Origin of the sequence: Pseudomonas sp. AP19 (assembly GCF_001728855.1) — a bacterium.
GTDB classification, from domain to species: Bacteria; Pseudomonadota; Gammaproteobacteria; order Pseudomonadales; family Pseudomonadaceae; genus Aquipseudomonas; species Aquipseudomonas fluorescens.
Genome location: NZ_LXJP01000007.1, coordinates 150,104 through 166,583 on the forward strand (window position 1 = coordinate 150,104; position 16,480 = coordinate 166,583).

The window sequence follows — 16,480 nt, forward strand, 5'->3', positions numbered from 1 at the left end:
CTGTTCAGAGACGGGGTTCGTCGTTGGGTTCAAACACCGGCGTGCGTGGTTTGGGCGCCATGCGCTTGCTGGCGAACACCACCAGGGCTTGATAAGCCGCAGGCAGGCAGCGGGCGAGCAGGTCGAGGCAGTACGCGTCGCGGCCGATCAGTACGCGGCGTTTGTTCTTGCGCACACCTTGCAGAATGACCCTGGCGGCGTGGTCGGCATCGGTGATGAACAGCTTTTCAAAGTCGGCGCGGGCCTGTTGCTCGCTGTGGATCAGAAAGCCGGTCATGTTCGCGTCGATGCGGCTGCTGCGGCAGATATCGGTGCGAATACCGCCGGGGTGCACGCAGGTGGCGGACACGCCGCAGCGTTGCAGGTCGAGTTCCTGGCGCAGGGATTCGGTAAAGCCGCGCACGGCAAACTTGGTCGCGTTGTAGCCGCTCATGCCCGGTTGGGCAAACAGGCCGAATACGCTGGAGGTGTTGACCACATGCCCGTCGCCGCTGGCTTTCAGGTACGGCAAAAACGCCTTGGTGCCGTGCACCACGCCCCAGAAGTTGATACCGACGATCCATTCCAGGTCGGCGTAGTCCACACCTTCGACGGTGCTCGACAGCGCCACGCCGGCATTGTTGAAGATCAGGTTGACCTGGCCGTGGTCGCTCACGCAGCGCGCGGCCCAGGCTTCGATGGCCTGGCGGTCAGCCACATCCACGACCTGGGTGGTGACCTTCACCGGCGACAGTGTCGAGGTCTTGATCAGCGCCAAGGTTTGCTCCAGCCCTTGGCTGTTTTTGTCCGCCAGGGCCAGGTGGCAACCTTCCCGTGCCAGCGCCAGGGCCAACGCGCGGCCCATGCCGGAAGCCGCGCCGGTGATAGCCGCCACGCGGCCGTTGAATGACTTCATGACAGGCTTCCTTCGGCAGTGGCGTTTGGCGCTGTCATCACGTGGGGGATGGCGTGCGGCGGTGCCAAGGCAACCACATAGTCCTTGAGCGCGAAATGCCGGGTGACTTGCTTGAAACGCCAGGTCGAGCCGGGCCACAACGTGGTGTTCTTGCCGGTGCGTGGGTCGAGGTACCAGCTCTGGCAACCGCCGGTATTCCAGATGGTGCGTTTGAGTTTGTCCTGCAGTTGCAGGTTGTAGGCGCGCTCCACCTCGGGTTTGACGTCGACCGTGGCGATACGCTGGCGCTGCATGTGCTGGAGCGCATCGAGGATGTAGGTGACCTGGGCCTCGATCATCAGAATCATCGAGTTGTGCCCAAGGCCGGTGTTGGGGCCGACGATCAGAAACAGGTTCGGATAACCCGGCACCGTGGTGCCTTTGTACGCATGGGCGCCATCGCGCCACGCGTCCATCAGGTCTATGCCGTCGCGGCCGATGATGCAATCGCGGGGCAGGGGGTCGCTGGCCTGGAAACCGGTGCCGAAAATCAGGCAGTCGGCCGGGTGCTTGATGCCGTCGGCCGTGATAACCCCGTCGGCTTCGATACGCACCACAGGGTCGGTCACCACCGCGACATTGCTGCGCGACAGCGCCGGGTAATAGTCATTGGAGATCAGCACACGCTTGCAGCCGATGGTGTAGTCCGGCGTCAGCGTTTTGCGCAGGGACGGGCGGGCCACTTGTTTATGCAGGTGGCGCACAGCGATTTTCTGCACCATCTTCATCAGTTTTGGGTGCAAGGCAAAGCCTACGACGCGGCCTTCGAGTGCCCAGTAAAACGCGCCGCGTACCAGGCGCTGCGTGAACGGCAAGTGCTTGAAGGCCCAGCGCTCGATGCGCGAAATGTCGCGGTCGGGCTTGGGCATAATCCACGGCGGCGTGCGCTGGAACAGGTCGAGGTGCGCCACCTGCGGCGCGATCTGCGGCACGAACTGGATGGCACTTGCGCCGGTGCCGATCACGGCGACGCGTTTGCCCTTTAATGAATAGTCGTGGTCCCATTGCTGGGAGTGGAAGCGCTTGCCCTTGAAGCTGTCCAGCCCCGGAATATCCGGCAGGGCCGGGCGCGACAAGCCGCCCATGCCCGACACCAGCACCCGCGCGCTGACCTGTCGGCCATTGTTGAAGCTCAGTTGCCAGCGTTGCTGCTGATCATCAAACACCGCGCGTTGCAGGCCCATGCCGAAGCGCAGGTAGGGCGCCAGCGCGAAACGCCGCGCGCACTGCTCAAGGTACGCACGGATCTCCGCCTGCGGGGCGAATTGCCGCGTCCAGTCCGGGTTCGGCGCAAACGAAAACGAATACACATGGGACTGCACGTCGCAGGCGCAACCTGGGTAATGGTTGTCGCGCCATGTGCCACCGAGGGTTTCGGCCTGCTCGGCGATGAAGAAGTCGCTGAGCCCGGCTTCCTTGAGTTTGATCGCCATGCACAGGCCGGCGAAACCTGAACCGATGATGGCGATGTCGATTGAATCACTGTGGGCATTCATAGGCAGGCCTCATAGAGGGAGCGCTGGGAGGGCATCGTGTGTGCTCCTGTGTTTTTGTTTTGTCTTTTAGATAGAACACCATTGCAAAGGAAAAATGAATTATTTATTTTAAAAAAGATTTTAAATAATCTACCTGAAAATATCGCCTACGCTAGGACCTTGTTCCGCATGTGCGACTTATCCGACGGACGAGCGCGGCATGCATGAAGTTTAGGTCCAGGGTGTGGACGATGGCTGAGGCCTTGATCAATAACGGTCAGGTCGCCAGCGGCAGGGAAGCAGAGGACCGAGCTATGGCTGTCGAATGGGTTGTCGCTGCGGGTGTGCTTGTGGCCGCAAGCGTTGTGTTATGGGGGTTCAGTGCCTGGATGACGCAGCGCATTGAAGCGGCCGTTCCGATCAACGGGCGCTTCGTGGAGGTCGATGGCGAGCGCTTTCATTACGTAGAGGAAGGTCAGGGCCCACCGTTGGTGATGATTCACGGGCTGATGGGCAGCAGTCGCAACTTGACCTATGCCTTGTCCAGCCAGCTGCGTGACCGCTTTCGCGTGATCACGATTGATCGTCCGGGGTCGGGCTATTCCAGCCGCCATGCAGGTACGGCGGCGGATCTGCCGGCCCAGGCTCGGCAAATCGCGGCCTTTATCAAGACGCTCGACCTGGATAAACCGCTGGTGTTGGGGCACTCCCTCGGCGGGGCGATAGCCCTGGCGCTGGCGCTTGATCACCCTCAGGCGGTGTCTGGGTTGATCCTGGTGGCGCCGCTGACCCACCCGCAGCGCATGCTGCCGCTGGTGTTTGTGTCGCTGGCGGTGCGCCCGGCGTGGTTGCGGCGCTGGCTCTCGCACACGCTGACGGTGCCTGTCGGCCTGCTCACCCGAGGTTCGGTGGTGAAGGGCGTGTTCGCCCCCGATGCCGCGCCGCCCGACTTTGCCACACGCGGCGGTGGCTTGCTCGGTATGCGTCCTGACAACTTCTACGCCGCTTCCAGTGAGATCAACCTCGTCAATGATGACCTGCCCGACATGGTCAGGCGCTACCCGCAATTGACCCTGCCGATCGGGTTGATGTACGGCGCGCGCGACAACGTGCTGGACTTCCAAAAGCATGGCCAGGGCCTGGCAAGCAAGGTGCCGGGCCTGAAATTGCAGGTGCTGGAGGGCCGTGGCCATATGCTGCCGATCACCGCCACAGAGCGCGTGGCAGCGCTGGTGGATCAGGTCGCCAAGCGGGTCACGCCGGCCGCGAGTGCGACGGTGCTGCGTCCGGCCTTTGCCTTGGCGAGCAAATAAATGTGCAACCCGACTCGCGGTTCGATGGCGTCGAAGCTTGCCCTAGACACCTGGCCAAACGGCTGAAAAAGAGACTGCCCGGTCACGTGAGAATGGTTCCAAGAAACTAGTTGACGACCTAACGATTCCGCGCTATTTATTTAAAAAAATTATTTCAATGTCTAATTTGAAACAGTTTTTGAAATGCCTAAGAGCGAATAAAATAATGAAAAAAACGCCTTTTATCGCATCGCTGAATTCTCGCCGCCATCAGTGCTGCGTGCCCCTGTTGAATGCCGCGAATCTTTGCCTGCCGCGCCGCTGCGTGCGGAGGCTGCCATGAATCAGACCCTCGCAACCGCGCACGTCTGGACCGACGCCAAACGCCACTTGTGGTGGCTGGGCATCCTGCCCCTGGCAACCACGTTGCTGTCCGGCGCCCTGGCAATCACCACCGGCGTGCAGCAACTGTGGTGGGTCGGCGTACTGGTGATCTTCGGCTTGATCCCGTTGATCGACGGCCTGCTGGGTGAAGACGTCAGCAACCCGCCCGAGTCCGCGGTCAGCAACCTCGAATCCCAACGCTACTACCGCTGGATCGTCTACACCGGCGTGCTGTTTGTTATCGCTTCGGTGGTGATCACCGGCTGGTTGGCCGCCGGTGGTATCGAATGGATCATCAACGGCGGCTTGCTGCATGCCACCGCGACCCTTGACCCTGCAGGCGGCTTGGCAAGAACCGCAGCATTCATTACCGCGCGCACTGAGCTGCACGGTGAGGTCAGCGCGTTGACTTATTTGGGCATGGCAATGTCCACGGGGGCCGCCACTGGCATCGCGATCAACACGGCGCATGAGCTGGGGCACAAACCCAAACCGCTGGAAGTGTTCCTGGCCAAGGTCACCCTCGCGCCGACGTTCTACGGGCACTTCTACACTGAGCATAACCGTGGTCATCACGTACGCGTTGCCACACCGGAAGACCCGGCCAGCTCACGCCTGGGTGAAAGTTTCTGGGCGTTCCTGCCGCGTTCGGTGTGGTTCAGCGCCGTGTCGGCGTGGAACCTGGAGCGCGAGCGGCTGCGCAAACTCGGCCTGCCGGCCTGGCACTGGAAGAACGCCGTGCTCAGTGCCTGGATGTACAGCGTGGTGTTGTGGGGGGTGATGATTGTCTGGTTGGGCGCGGCGGTGATTCCGTTCCTGATCATTCAGGGTGTCTACGGGTTCTCGTTGCTGGAAGTGGTCAACTACGTCGAGCACTACGGGCTTAAACGCCAGAAGTTGCCCAACGGTCGTTATGAACGGTGTTCGCCTCGGCACTCGTGGAACAGCAACCGGATTGTCACCAATATCTTTCTGTTCCAACTTCAGCGGCATTCCGACCACCATGCCAACCCCACGCGTAGTTACCAGTCGTTGCGCCACTTTGATGAATCACCGCAATTGCCTTATGGGTACGCGAGCATGATTGTCTGGGCCTACTTGCCGTACTTGTGGCGGCGGCGCATGGACCATCGAGTACTCAATCATTATGCCGGGGATATTACCCTGACCAATCTTCAACCTTCGCAACGGTTGAAGTACCTGGAGAAGTACAGTAACAGTGCCACGCCATTCTAAGCTGACGTAATACAGGCTTTGTGTAACTCGCGATCTGTGTATCGCGCGGGTTTTCATCGCCCAGGTTTTACCGATTGAGTGGTCAGTAAGTTGTTTGCCCCGACAACAATAATTTCAAGGGAAGGACGTACATTATGCAAAGCCCTGCCACGTTCACCGCGCATGTCGTATTGGCCGCCCTGGGCCTGATTGTTTACCAGCAGGCCCAGGCGGCGCGGATCGAGCCCGCCGGCAGCGCCTTTACGGCGCAAGGCCCGATCAGCTTTTCCAAAGGCGCGCTGATCAGTGCCGACTGCACCATCAAGGTCGCCGGCAAAGTTGCCGCCGATGGCGCATCGGTGAATGTCGATAAAGTTGAATTCGAGGGCGGCCTCAAGTGCAGCCGTGTCGAGGCAATCAACTTGCCGTGGGTATTAGTTGCCAAAGATACCAAGCGCGGTTCCATGTCGAAGATCAGTGTGGATGTGCACGCGTTTGGCCTGGGTGGCAAGTGTGGTCCGTCCACGGCCGACGGGACGTGGGATAACGCCACTGGCAAGTTGGAAGCCGCCAATGTACCGATTGGCGAAGACTGCACGATCAAAACGGTGTCGATCAAGATGCCGCCGACTTTCAAAGTCGTCGAATAAACCCATCCGAAGGGTGCAGCGGTAATTGAATTGAAATTTGGCTGGAAAGGGACGTTCTGCAGTTTCACCGTGACTTCTCGTTCATGGCCATTACCCCTGGCGAAATGACTCGCCATAACATGTGAGGAAAAACAATGAAAAGCTTGAAAACTCTCGTGTCGTTGACTGCTCTGGCTGTTTGCATGGGCGCTGCTTCGATGGCCACTGCGGCTTCGATCAGCCCGGAAGGTCCTTTCACCACCACCGCAGGCTCCATCGTCGTGCAGTCACCGTCTTCATTCGGGGGCTCTGTGACATGCGGCATTACCTTCAGCGGTAATGTCAGTGGCGGTGTGGCCACCATCAACAATGCGGCCCTGACCGGTGGCGGCCTGTGCGCGTTGCCAACCCTCAAAAGCATCCCGTCGCCAGGCTGGAAGCTGACCGCATTGTCGGGCGCAGTAGGCCAAGTGGAGAACGTGGGTTACACCATCAGAAAAACCATCGTACTTCCTGGCACCGACTGCGGCGCGTCCACCATCAGCGTGGCCTGGAACCCTGCGACTCACACGTTGACCGCGGCTAACCAGGCGCTGAGCGGCGGCTGCAACATTGTCTCGCTGACCACCACTGCCGCCGGCCTGACCGTTAACCCATAACGGGCGCGCAGTGCAGAACGAAGGGTTGATCACCCGTTGAAAAACCGGTGCCTCGCAAGAGGTGCCGGCTGACGTGGTAAGCCGGCAATGCCGGGAGCGCATAATAATAAGGAGTGCCGCATGATCACTAAGAAACAACAGGCTCACACACTGCTGGGGCTGGCATTACTGGGGGGGCTGATGACGACAGCGCCCGTGCAGGCGGGTGGTTTCTCCACGCCGACGTACGGTGCCCCTGGATGGGGTCGGGCGTTCGGCGGCGGTTCTCTGTTCAAGAACGACCCTAGCTCTGCTTACAACAACCCGGCGGCCATGGCATTTGTCGACCAGGCCGTGGTTCAACAGACCGTCGACTATGCGCGTGTGAAGATTAAATACAGCGGCCAGGCTTACGATTACGCCGGTAACCCAGCATCCAATACCGCCGTGATGCCCGATGGCAGCTTTGACCCGAGTACGGCAGTCGTCAACAACAATGACGGTGGCCAGGGCGGCTTCACTGCCTGGTTGCCGACCGGTTTTCTGGTTATCCCGATGGGTGACCGTTTTGCATTCGGCCTCAGTCAGGTTGTGCCACAAGGGATGCGTACCACCTGGAATGAAAACTCCAAGTTTCGCGACTTCGCCGTGGACACCAAAATCGAAACCGTCGGCCTGACGGGTTCCTTATCGTTCAAGGTGCGTGACGACTTCTCCATCGGTGGTGGCATGATCGTCCAGCGTAGCCAAGGCTTTGTCAGCCAGAACATCGATCTGTTCTCGGCGGCGTCGGTCTCTCCCGGGTTGGGCAATGGGGCGTTTCCGTCGGGCGTCGGCAGCGCACTGATGCGCGTCAAGGTCGATAACGTTTCCGTTGGCTGGTTTACCGGCGTTGTCTGGAAGCCGACTGAGCAGGACTCGTTGGGCCTTAACTACCACGCCAAAATCAAAAACAAGATGACCGGTAAATACAACATCCGGGCGGATGTGTTGAACAACGGCTTGATGACCGACGACACCGTCTTCGGTACCGGCAAGACGCTGGTCGAAACGGCGTACCCTGGCCTGAAGTTGTACCCCAACGGCGCCAATGCCAGCACGCAGCTGGATATTCCGGCGACTGCCGCAATCGACTGGGTGCACCAGTTCAACGACCGTTGGACCTTGGGTGTCAGCGCGATGTGGACGCAATGGTCATCCTTCAAGGACCTGACACTCAAGTCCGAAGGCTCGACGATCGTTGCCATTCCCTACAACTATCGGGATGCCTGGATGTACTCCGTGGGGGGAGATTTCAGAGCTACGGACGAGCTGACCCTGCGCGCCGGTGTGGCGTATGACCAAACCCCGACGCGCAACTCGACCCGCGATCCGCGTATCCCTGACGGCGACCGTTACTTTGCATCGCTGGGTGCCGGTTACGATATCAAGGCCATTCCAGGCTTGTCGCTGGACGCCGCGTATTCGCACCAGTTTGTTCAGAAGGTCAACATCAGAACCCAGAACGTTGATCGTCTTGGCGGCGGTCGTCTCGACGGTACGGCTGAGTCTTCAGGCGACATTGTCAGCCTGTCAGCCACCTACAAGTTCTAAACCCACCACGGCTCGAGCACCCGGCGCATCCTGGTGCTCGCAGCTGAAACTGTCCGGATTGCTGCTCCAGCCGGCTGACGCGTTCAGCCCTTTGTTGTTGCGCAAACGCATTAAATAAAAATTTCAAAACAAAATTTGAATTTGTCTTTTCAAGTTTGTAGTGTGGCCTTACGCCGCAGTTCATTTTGAGCTGCCTGCGCATTGCCCGTGCCCTGAATCAAGTAGAGGTATCCCCATGATTATCTGGTTATTGGTGGGTCTCGCCGCAGCGATTGCCCTGGCGTATCGACAGGCCGCCGCAGCCCTTTGGTTGGGCGCTGGCCTGATCTGGCTGGCGGTTGGTTACCTGTGCAATGCGGTGGCGGGGTTGGGTCTCAGCGTCGCGGCGGTGTTGGTGGTCTTGCCGGCCTTGCTGCTGACGCTCAAACCACTGCGTCGCGCGCTGTTGACCAGCAAGGCCCTGGGCCTGTTTCGTACGATCATGCCGGCGATGTCCGACACCGAGCGCGCCGCCATCGAATCCGGCACCGTGTGGTGGGACGCAGAGCTGTTCAGCGGCAAGCCCAACTGGGATCGCCTGCTCAACGCGGCTCCGGCAAGCCTCAGCGCCGAAGAGCAGGCCTTCCTCGACAATGAAGTCGAGACGCTGTGCGACATGTCCAACGACTGGGAGACCACCCAGGTCTGGCAAGACATGTCTCCCGAAGGTTGGCAGTACACCAAGGACGCCGGGTTCCTCGGCATGATCATTCCCAAGCAGTACGGCGGCAAAGGTTTCTCCCACTATGCGCATTCGCAAGTGGTGATGAAGTTGTCGACCCGCTGCTCGGCGGCGGCGATTTCGGTGATGGTGCCCAACTCCTTGGGCCCGGCAGAATTGCTCCTGCATTACGGCACCGATGCCCAGCGTAATTACTACTTGCCGCGCTTGGCGCGGGGTGAAGACATCCCGTGCTTTGCGCTGACCAGCCCCTATGCAGGCTCCGACGCCGGTGCGATTCCGGACCTGGGCATCGTCTGCAAAGGTATGCACGAGGGTGAGGAAGTGCTCGGCTTCAAGGTGACCTGGGACAAGCGCTACATCACCCTGGGCCCGATCGCCACGGTGCTGGGCCTGGCGTTCCGTGCCGAAGACCCGCAGGGTTTACTCGGCAAGGCGGGGTCGCTGGGCATTACCTGTGCGCTGATCCCGACGTCTCATCCGGGGGTGAACAGTGGCCGCCGTCACTGGCCGCTGAATGCGGTATTCCAGAACGGCCCGACCACCGGCAAGGATGTGTTCATTCCCCTGGAGTGGGTGATCGGCGGCCGCGAGCAAGTCGGTAACGGCTGGCGCATGCTGATGGAATGCCTGGCCGCCGGGCGGGCGATTTCCTTGCCTTCGGCCAACGTCGGCCTGGGCAAAGTGGCGGTTCGCGGCACCACCGCGTATGCCGCGATGCGCAAACAGTTCGGCCTGCCCATCGGCAAGTTCGAAGGCGTGCAGGCGCCATTGGCGCGCATGGCCGGGCATTTGTATGCCTGCGATGCGGTGCGCAAGGTGTCGGTGGCTTCCCTGGATGCCGGCGAAAAGCCCTCGGTGATTTCCGCCATTGCCAAATACCACGTCACTGAGCGTGCGCGAATCATCGTCAACGACGGCATGGACATCGTGGCGGGCAAAGGCATCTGCATGGGGCCCAATAACTTTCTGGCCCGCGCCTACCAGCAAAGCCCGATTGCCATCACGGTAGAAGGCGCGAACATCATGACCCGCTGCCTGATTATCTTTGGCCAGGGGCTGATTCGCTGCCATCCCTATGTGTTCCGCGAGATGGAAGCGGCGCGCAACCCGGATCGGCGCAAGGCGCTGGAAGCCTTCGACAGCGCGATGTTCGGCCATTTGAGTTTTGTGCTGGCCAATACCGTCCGTGCGGCGGTGCATGCGCTGACGGGCGGACGCCTGATGTCCGCACCGGCCAAGACCGATCCGGCGTTGGCATCCTACTACCGCCAGGCCAATCGGCTCTCGGTGGTGCTGGCGTTGATCTCGGATATTTCCATGGGCGTACTGGGCGGAGCCCTCAAGCGCAAGGAAAGCATCACCGGGCGCCTGGGGGATATTCTGTCCCAGCTCTACATTCTTTCCTGCGTGCTTAAGCGGTTTGAAGATGACGGCCGGCCCCAGGCGGACCTGCCGCTGGTGCACTGGTCGGCCCAGGATGCGTTATTGCGCGCCCATGAAGCCCTGGCCGAAGTGCTCGATAACTACCCGTCGAAAGCCGCTGCGCGAATCGTGCGTGGCTTGAGTTTCCCGTTCGGGATTCCCCTGCGTAAACCGGCGGACCGCCTGTTGGCCCAAGTGGCTGAGGTGGTGCAAACCCCCGGCGAAACCCGCGACCGCTTACTGGCCAATTCCTACATTCCGCGTCCGGAGATCGACAAGCTGGCTTATGGCGAATTGGGCTTCCGGCTGTTGCCGCAGGTGGAACTGATCGACGCTCGGCTCAAGCCCGCAATCAAGCAAGGCGTGATCGAAGCCATGCCGATTTCCGCCACGGCCTTTACCGGTTGGCGCGTCAAGGCGCGGGCGCTGGACCTGATCAGCGACGACGAAGACAGCCTGCTGGGGCGCTATGTGGACTATGCCGACCACGGGATTCAGGTCGACGACTTCCCGCAGGATTTCGGTTTGCTGGAAGCCTTGCAGCAGCGTCAGCAGGCGTTGGCCAAACCGACGGCGAAGCGCCGCAGCAGCCAAAGCGAAAACGCCTCGGTCAACTAGGGAAAACGCGGTCAGTGTGGGAGCGGGCTTGCCCGCGATAGCGGTCTGCCTGACACACCGCCATCGCAGGCAAGCCAGCTCCCACATTTGATCGGGTTTAGACGGCAACGCAGCGTTGTAAGTGGATCTATCTATGAGTGACAGCTACCTATCCTTCGTCAATTCCGCCTGGGGCCGCCGCCTGGCTCAGGCCATCGGCCTGCCGCAACCCTTGCCGTTGCAACGTCACCGCAGTGGCCAGCACGGCCTGGTCAACCCGGTGATTGTCGCCGGGGCAGGGCGGCTTTGCGCACGGGTGCAAGCGATTTTCGCCGCCACCGACACGGTCGCCGCCACGCCGGCGACGCCCAAGGCGCCGTCCACCGTCAAGGTCCAGGGCGCGGTGTTCGACGCCACTGGCGTGCTCGATTTGCAGCAGCTCGACGCGCTCTACGTGTTTTTCCATGCCAATGCCAAACGCCTTGGTCACCACGGTCGCGTGGTGGTGCTTGGCACTGCGCCGGAACATTGCCAGGACTTGCCCCAGGCCGTCGCCCAACGTGCCCTTGAAGGCCTGGTGCGTTCGTTGGCCAAGGAACTGCGCCGGGCAATCACCGTGCAATTGATCTATGTGGCGCCGGGTGCCGAAGAGGCCCTGGACAGCAGCCTACGGTTCTTCCTGTCACGCCGTTCGGCGTATGTGTCGGGGCAGGTGGTACGCCTGGAAACCCCGGTGGACGGTAACGTTGCCGTCAACTGGGACAAACCCTTCGCGGGTCGGCGAGCCCTGGTCACCGGCGCTTCGCGTGGCATTGGCTTGGCGATCGCCCAGGTGCTGGCCCGCGACGGCGCCCATGTGGTCTGTGTGGACGTGCCCCAGGCTCAGGACGCGCTGCAGCAAGCCGCCAGCAGTGTGCACGGCTCCGCCTTGCCGCTGGACATCACCGCAGCGGATACGGCCGCGCTGTTGCAGGCGCATGTCAACCAATACGGTGCCTTTGACGTGGTGGTGCATAACGCTGGCATCACCCGCGACAAGACCATCGCCAAGATGACCGAAGCTGCCTGGCGCAGTGTGCTGGCGGTCAACCTCGAAGCACCGTTGCAATTGAGTACGGCATTGCTCAGTGGCCAGGGGCTGAACCGCGGTGGGCGGATTGTGTGTGTCTCGTCGATTTCCGGCATCGCCGGCAACTTGGGGCAAAGCAACTACGCCACCTCCAAGGCCGGCGTGATTGGCCTGGTGCAGCGCCTCGCACCGTTGGCGGCGGCGCAGCAGGTCACGGTGAACGCGGTCGCGCCCGGGTTTATCGAAACTCAGATGACCGCAAACATCCCGCTGATGATTCGCGAGGCGGGGCGGCGCATGAACTCGCTGTCCCAGGGCGGACAGCCGATCGACGTGGCCGAGACCATCGCCTGGTTGGCGCACCCTGGATCCGGCGGGGTTAACGGCCAAGTCGTACGCGTGTGCGGCCAAAGCCTGCTGGGAGCCTGAGCCATGGACTACGTGACGCAGATTATCGACCCGCCGCCGTCGCGCACTCAGTTGTTGCTGGACGGCGTGCGCGCGCTGCGCAAACCCAAGCTCGACGGTGCGCCCGCGTTGCCCACGGCGCTTCTGGTGCGCTCGGCGGCGCAGCTGTCGCCCAGCGGCATTGCCGCGTATGGCCGCGCGTGTGGTTTCCGGCGCGAGCAGGGCGTGCCGCTGTCCTATCCCCACGTGCTGGCGTTCCCGTTGCACCTGATGCTGCTGACTCGGCCCAGCTTCCCGTACCCGGCCAGCGGCATGGTGCATCTGGCCAATCGCATTCGTCAGCACCAGCGCTTGCAGGAGGGCCAGGCCCTGCGCCTTGAGGTGTTTTGCGAGCGCTGGGTGGCGCATCCCAAGGGCCAGGCGCTGAGCATTGCCACCCGCGCCTATGGCGCGGGCACGCTGGTGTGGGAGAGCGACAGCCTGTACTTGCGCCGCGACGTGAAAAACCCGGTGGGCGAGCCGTGGGACGACGTGCTGGCATTGCAGGAAGAGGGCCTGTTACGCACCCAGCGCTGGGTGTTGCCCGCCGACCTGGGCCGGCGATTTGCCAACGTCTCGGGCGACTTCAACCCGATTCATACCTCGCTGATCGGCGCAAAGGTCTTTGGCTTTCGCCGCGCCATTGCCCACGGCATGTGGACCCTCGGCCGCGCGTTGGCCGCGCAGCAACCGCCGGGCGGCCTGGATCAGGCCCACGCCCATTGCGACTTCAAGCTGCCAATCTTCCTGCCCGGCCAGGTCGCCCTGTGGAACCGGCCTGTCACCGGCCCACGGCGTGAGTTCGAAGTGCGCAATGTCGCGGGCGATAAACCCCATATGCGTGGGCTTTTTATTTGGCAGCCCACTTGTGAAGAGCGCTCCCAATGAATGACTACAGCTTTAACCCGGCCCCGACCCGCCGCGTGGCGATCATCGGCGGCAACCGTATTCCCTTTGCCCGCTCCAACACCGTGTATGCCCACGACAGCAATCAGGATTTACTGGTCGCCGCCTTGCAAGGCCTGGTGGACCGCTACAACCTGCACGGCCAGCGTCTGGGTGAGTTTGCTGCGGGCGCGGTGATCAAGCATTCGCGGGATTTCAACCTGGCGCGTGAATCGTTGCTCTCCACCACGCTGTCACCCGCAACACCTGCCTACGACGTGCAGCAAGCCTGCGGCACCGGCCTGGAAGCCGCCTTGCTGGTGGCGAATAAAATCGCCCTGGGCCAGATCGAAGTGGGCATTGCCGGTGGCTCCGACACCACGTCCGATGCGCCCATCGGCCTTAACGAAGCGCTGCGTCATAGCGTGCTCGCGGCCAACCGGGCCAAGGGCATGGGCGCCAAGGTTAAGGCATTATTGAAGGTGCGTCCGTCGATGTTTTTCAAGCCGTTGCTGCCGCGCAATGGCGAGCCGCGCACTGGCCTGTCCATGGGCGAACACTGTGAAGAAATGGCCAAGCGCTGGCAGATCAAACGGCTGGCCCAGGATGAGTTGACCCTGACCAGTCACCAGCGCCTGGCGGCAGCCTACCAACGCGGTTTTTTCGACGACCTGATCAGCCCTCATCGCGGCCTGGCCCGTGACAACAACCTGCGCGCCGATACCAGCCTGGAAAAACTCGCGGGCCTGGCGCCTGCCTACGACCGCCAGAATGGCACCCTCACGGCGGGCAACTCCACGCCGTTGACCGATGGCGCGTCAGTGGTGCTGTTGGCCAGTGAAGCCTGGGCGGCAGAACGGGGCTTACCGGTGTTGGCCTACTTGCGCACCGGCGAGACGGCAGCGGTGAACTTTGTCGACGGCACCGAAGGCCTGTTGATGGCGCCGGCCTATGCGGTGCCACGTATGCTCAAGCGCGAAGGCCTGAGCGTTGCCGACATTGATTTTTTCGAGATTCACGAAGCCTTTGCCGCCCAGGTATTGTGCACCCTCAAGGCCTGGGAGGACGCCGATTATTGCCGCGAGCGGCTCGGCCTGGATGCACCGCTGGGCAGCATTGAGCGCAGCAAGATGAACGTTAACGGCGGCTCCCTCGGCTGTGGTCACCCGTTTGCCGCAACCGGTGGCCGACAACTGGCGGCACTGGCCAAGACCATTCACGAAAACGGCGGCGGACGCGGCTTGATTTCGATCTGCGCGGCGGGTGGGCTGGGCATCACCGCCATCGTCGAAAAGTAGCGCTATCAATAACAACAACAAGGAGACTGCCATGAACGCTGTAAGCCTGGAACGCACTGAACGGATCTGGTTGAACGCTTACCTGCCCGGCGTCCCGGCGGACATTGAGGCCGGTATCGACGCCTACCCGTCGTTGCGCGAAGTGTTCCTGGAACACCTGGAGAAATTTCGCGAGCGGGTTGCCTACGTCAGCATCGGCACCGAAATGACCTATGCCGACTGGCAAGTGCAAGGCTTCGCGTTTGCCGCGTGGCTGCAGGGCCAGGGTGTCAAAAAGGGCGACCGTGTGGCGCTGATGATGCCCAACTGCTTGCAGTACCCGATTTGCCTGCTGGGCACGATCCTGGCCGGTGCGGTGGTGGTGAACGTTAACCCGCTGTACACCGCCCATGAACTCAAGCATCTGCTCAAGGACAGCGGCGCTGAAACCGTGGTGATCTTCGAAAACTTCGCGCGTACCCTGGAAAAAGTCGTGGCGGGCAGCAACGTCAAGCGCGTGGTGGTGGCGGCCATCGGCGATTTGCTGGGCACCTTCAAGGGCGCGGCGATGAACTTCATCCTGCGCCATGTGCAAAAGCAGGTGCCGGCGTTTAATTTGCCCGGCGCGGTACGCTTCAACCAGGTGCTGAAACAGGGGCGGGCGCAGCATCACTTGCCGGTCGCCATGGGCCTCGATGAGCTGGCCTTTTTGCAATACACCGGCGGCACCACGGGCGACGCCAAGGGCGTGATGCTCAGCCACCGCAACATCATCGCCAACCTGCTGCAAGCCAAGGCGTGGGTCGGTGATCAGCTGGATCAGCACACACAGGAAACCAACGTCACCTTGCTGCCGCTGTACCACATCTTTTCGCTCACGGTGAACTGCCTGATGTTCATGTGCCTGGGGGGGCGTAACATCTTGATCGCCAACCCTCGGGACGTGAAGCGGGTGCAGATGATTCTGCGCAAGGAGCGCTTCAATGGGATTGCCGGGGTCAACACGCTGTTTAACGGCTTGCTGGAGAACGAGGCATTCTGCGCGCGGGACTTCTCGGATTTGCGCATGGTGATTGCGGGCGGCATGGCCACGCACACGGCGGTGGCCAAGCGTTGGAAGGAAGTCACCGGGGTGCCGATTGTCGAGGGTTACGGGCTGACCGAATGCTCGCCAGTGGTGAGCATCAGCCCCATCGACATTTCACGCATGCGCGAGATGGAATTTACCGGCAGCATCGGCGTGCCGTTGCCGTCGACCTGGGTGCGCTTTATTCGTGAGGATGGCGAGCTGGCCGACATCGGTGAGCAAGGCGAACTGCAAGTGCGCGGCCCGCAGGTGATGCAGGGCTACTGGAAACGCCCGAAGGAAACCGCCGAGGTGCTGGATGCCGAGGGGTGGTTGGCGACCGGTGATATCGGCGTGATGGACGAGCGCGGCTATATCCGTCTGGTTGACCGCAAAAAAGACCTGATCCTGGTCTCGGGTTTCAACGTGTACCCCAATGAAATCGAAGACGTGGTGGCGTTGCACCCAGGTGTCGGCGAGGTGGCGGCAGTCGGTGTCGAAGACGCTGTGACCGGGGAGAAGGTCAAGATCATTGTGGTGCGCAAAGACCCGAACCTGACTCAGGAACAGCTTCTCGCCCATTGCCGGGAATACCTGACAGGGTACAAGGTGCCGCGGTATGTGGAGTTTCGCAGCAACGAGTTGCCCAAGACGACGGTTGGCAAAGTACTGCGCCGGGCGTTGCGCTGATTTTAAAGCGTTGATGATCTCAATGTGGGAGCGGGCTTGCCTGCGATGACCATAGGTATCTACGCAACTCTTTGTGTTGCTTTAAGCCTGTGAGGGGTTAGGGAGATTGAGTACATATCCGTTGCTGCGGTAACGGCTGCTTA

The 16,480-nt window shown here is 61.3% G+C and carries 12 protein-coding genes; 10 read left to right on the plus strand and 2 right to left on the minus strand.

What is annotated here, in order from left to right:
* Positions 1-4: 4 nt before the first annotated feature.
* Together A7D21_RS08310 and A7D21_RS08315 are read right to left on the minus strand one after the other, a co-directional pair.
* Entirely contained in the window at positions 5-895 is an 891-nt protein-coding gene (locus A7D21_RS08310) for an SDR family oxidoreductase (RefSeq protein ID WP_069551450.1), read from the minus strand.
* Positions 892-2,430, minus strand: a complete 1,539-nt coding sequence (locus A7D21_RS08315; protein WP_069551451.1) for an NAD(P)/FAD-dependent oxidoreductase — start codon at positions 2,428-2,430, stop codon at positions 892-894. The genes A7D21_RS08310 and A7D21_RS08315 overlap by 4 nt, the downstream gene beginning before the upstream one ends.
* 293 nt (positions 2,431-2,723) lie before the next feature.
* Here A7D21_RS08315 and A7D21_RS08320 point away from each other — a divergent pair, with 293 nt between their 5' ends.
* The 10 genes from A7D21_RS08320 to A7D21_RS08365 all read left to right on the plus strand — a co-directional run bounded on the left by A7D21_RS08320 (position 2,724) and on the right by A7D21_RS08365 (position 16,337).
* The gene (locus tag A7D21_RS08320; RefSeq protein ID WP_053256536.1) at positions 2,724-3,722 is read left to right on the plus strand and encodes an alpha/beta fold hydrolase; all 999 of its coding nucleotides are present in this window, start codon (positions 2,724-2,726) and stop codon (positions 3,720-3,722) included.
* Positions 3,723-4,040: 318 nt separating this feature from the next.
* A complete protein-coding gene (locus A7D21_RS08325; protein ID WP_069551452.1) occupies positions 4,041-5,321 on the plus strand; it encodes an alkane 1-monooxygenase in 1,281 nt (426 codons plus the stop codon).
* Between the two features lie 134 nt (positions 5,322-5,455).
* A complete protein-coding gene (praA, locus tag A7D21_RS08330; RefSeq protein ID WP_053256375.1) occupies positions 5,456-5,950 on the plus strand; it encodes an alkane oxidation protein activator PraA in 495 nt (164 codons plus the stop codon).
* Between the two features lie 134 nt (positions 5,951-6,084).
* Positions 6,085-6,588 carry an alkane oxidation protein activator PraB gene (gene praB, locus A7D21_RS08335; protein WP_069551453.1) on the plus strand — a complete coding sequence of 168 codons (504 nt, stop codon included), beginning with the start codon at positions 6,085-6,087 and terminating at the stop codon, positions 6,586-6,588.
* A gap of 120 nt (positions 6,589-6,708) precedes the next feature.
* Complete coding sequence (locus tag A7D21_RS08340; RefSeq protein ID WP_069551454.1) at positions 6,709-8,160, plus strand: outer membrane protein transport protein; 1,452 nt, start codon at positions 6,709-6,711, stop codon at positions 8,158-8,160.
* A 235-nt stretch (positions 8,161-8,395) separates the two neighbouring features.
* The gene (locus tag A7D21_RS08345) at positions 8,396-10,924 is read left to right on the plus strand and encodes an acyl-CoA dehydrogenase (RefSeq protein ID WP_053256372.1); all 2,529 of its coding nucleotides are present in this window, start codon (positions 8,396-8,398) and stop codon (positions 10,922-10,924) included.
* 133 nt (positions 10,925-11,057) lie between these two features.
* The gene (locus A7D21_RS08350) at positions 11,058-12,401 is read left to right on the plus strand and encodes a 3-oxoacyl-ACP reductase (protein WP_069551455.1); all 1,344 of its coding nucleotides are present in this window, start codon (positions 11,058-11,060) and stop codon (positions 12,399-12,401) included.
* A gap of 3 nt (positions 12,402-12,404) precedes the next feature.
* On the plus strand, positions 12,405-13,307 hold the full coding sequence (locus A7D21_RS08355; RefSeq protein ID WP_069551456.1) for a MaoC/PaaZ C-terminal domain-containing protein: 903 nt from the start codon (positions 12,405-12,407) through the stop codon (positions 13,305-13,307).
* The gene (locus A7D21_RS08360; protein WP_069551457.1) at positions 13,304-14,602 is read left to right on the plus strand and encodes an acetyl-CoA C-acetyltransferase; all 1,299 of its coding nucleotides are present in this window, start codon (positions 13,304-13,306) and stop codon (positions 14,600-14,602) included. Before A7D21_RS08355 ends, A7D21_RS08360 begins: the two co-directional genes overlap by 4 nt.
* A gap of 31 nt (positions 14,603-14,633) precedes the next feature.
* Complete coding sequence (locus tag A7D21_RS08365) at positions 14,634-16,337, plus strand: AMP-binding protein (protein WP_053256368.1); 1,704 nt, start codon at positions 14,634-14,636, stop codon at positions 16,335-16,337.
* The last annotated feature ends 143 nt before the right edge of the window (positions 16,338-16,480 follow it).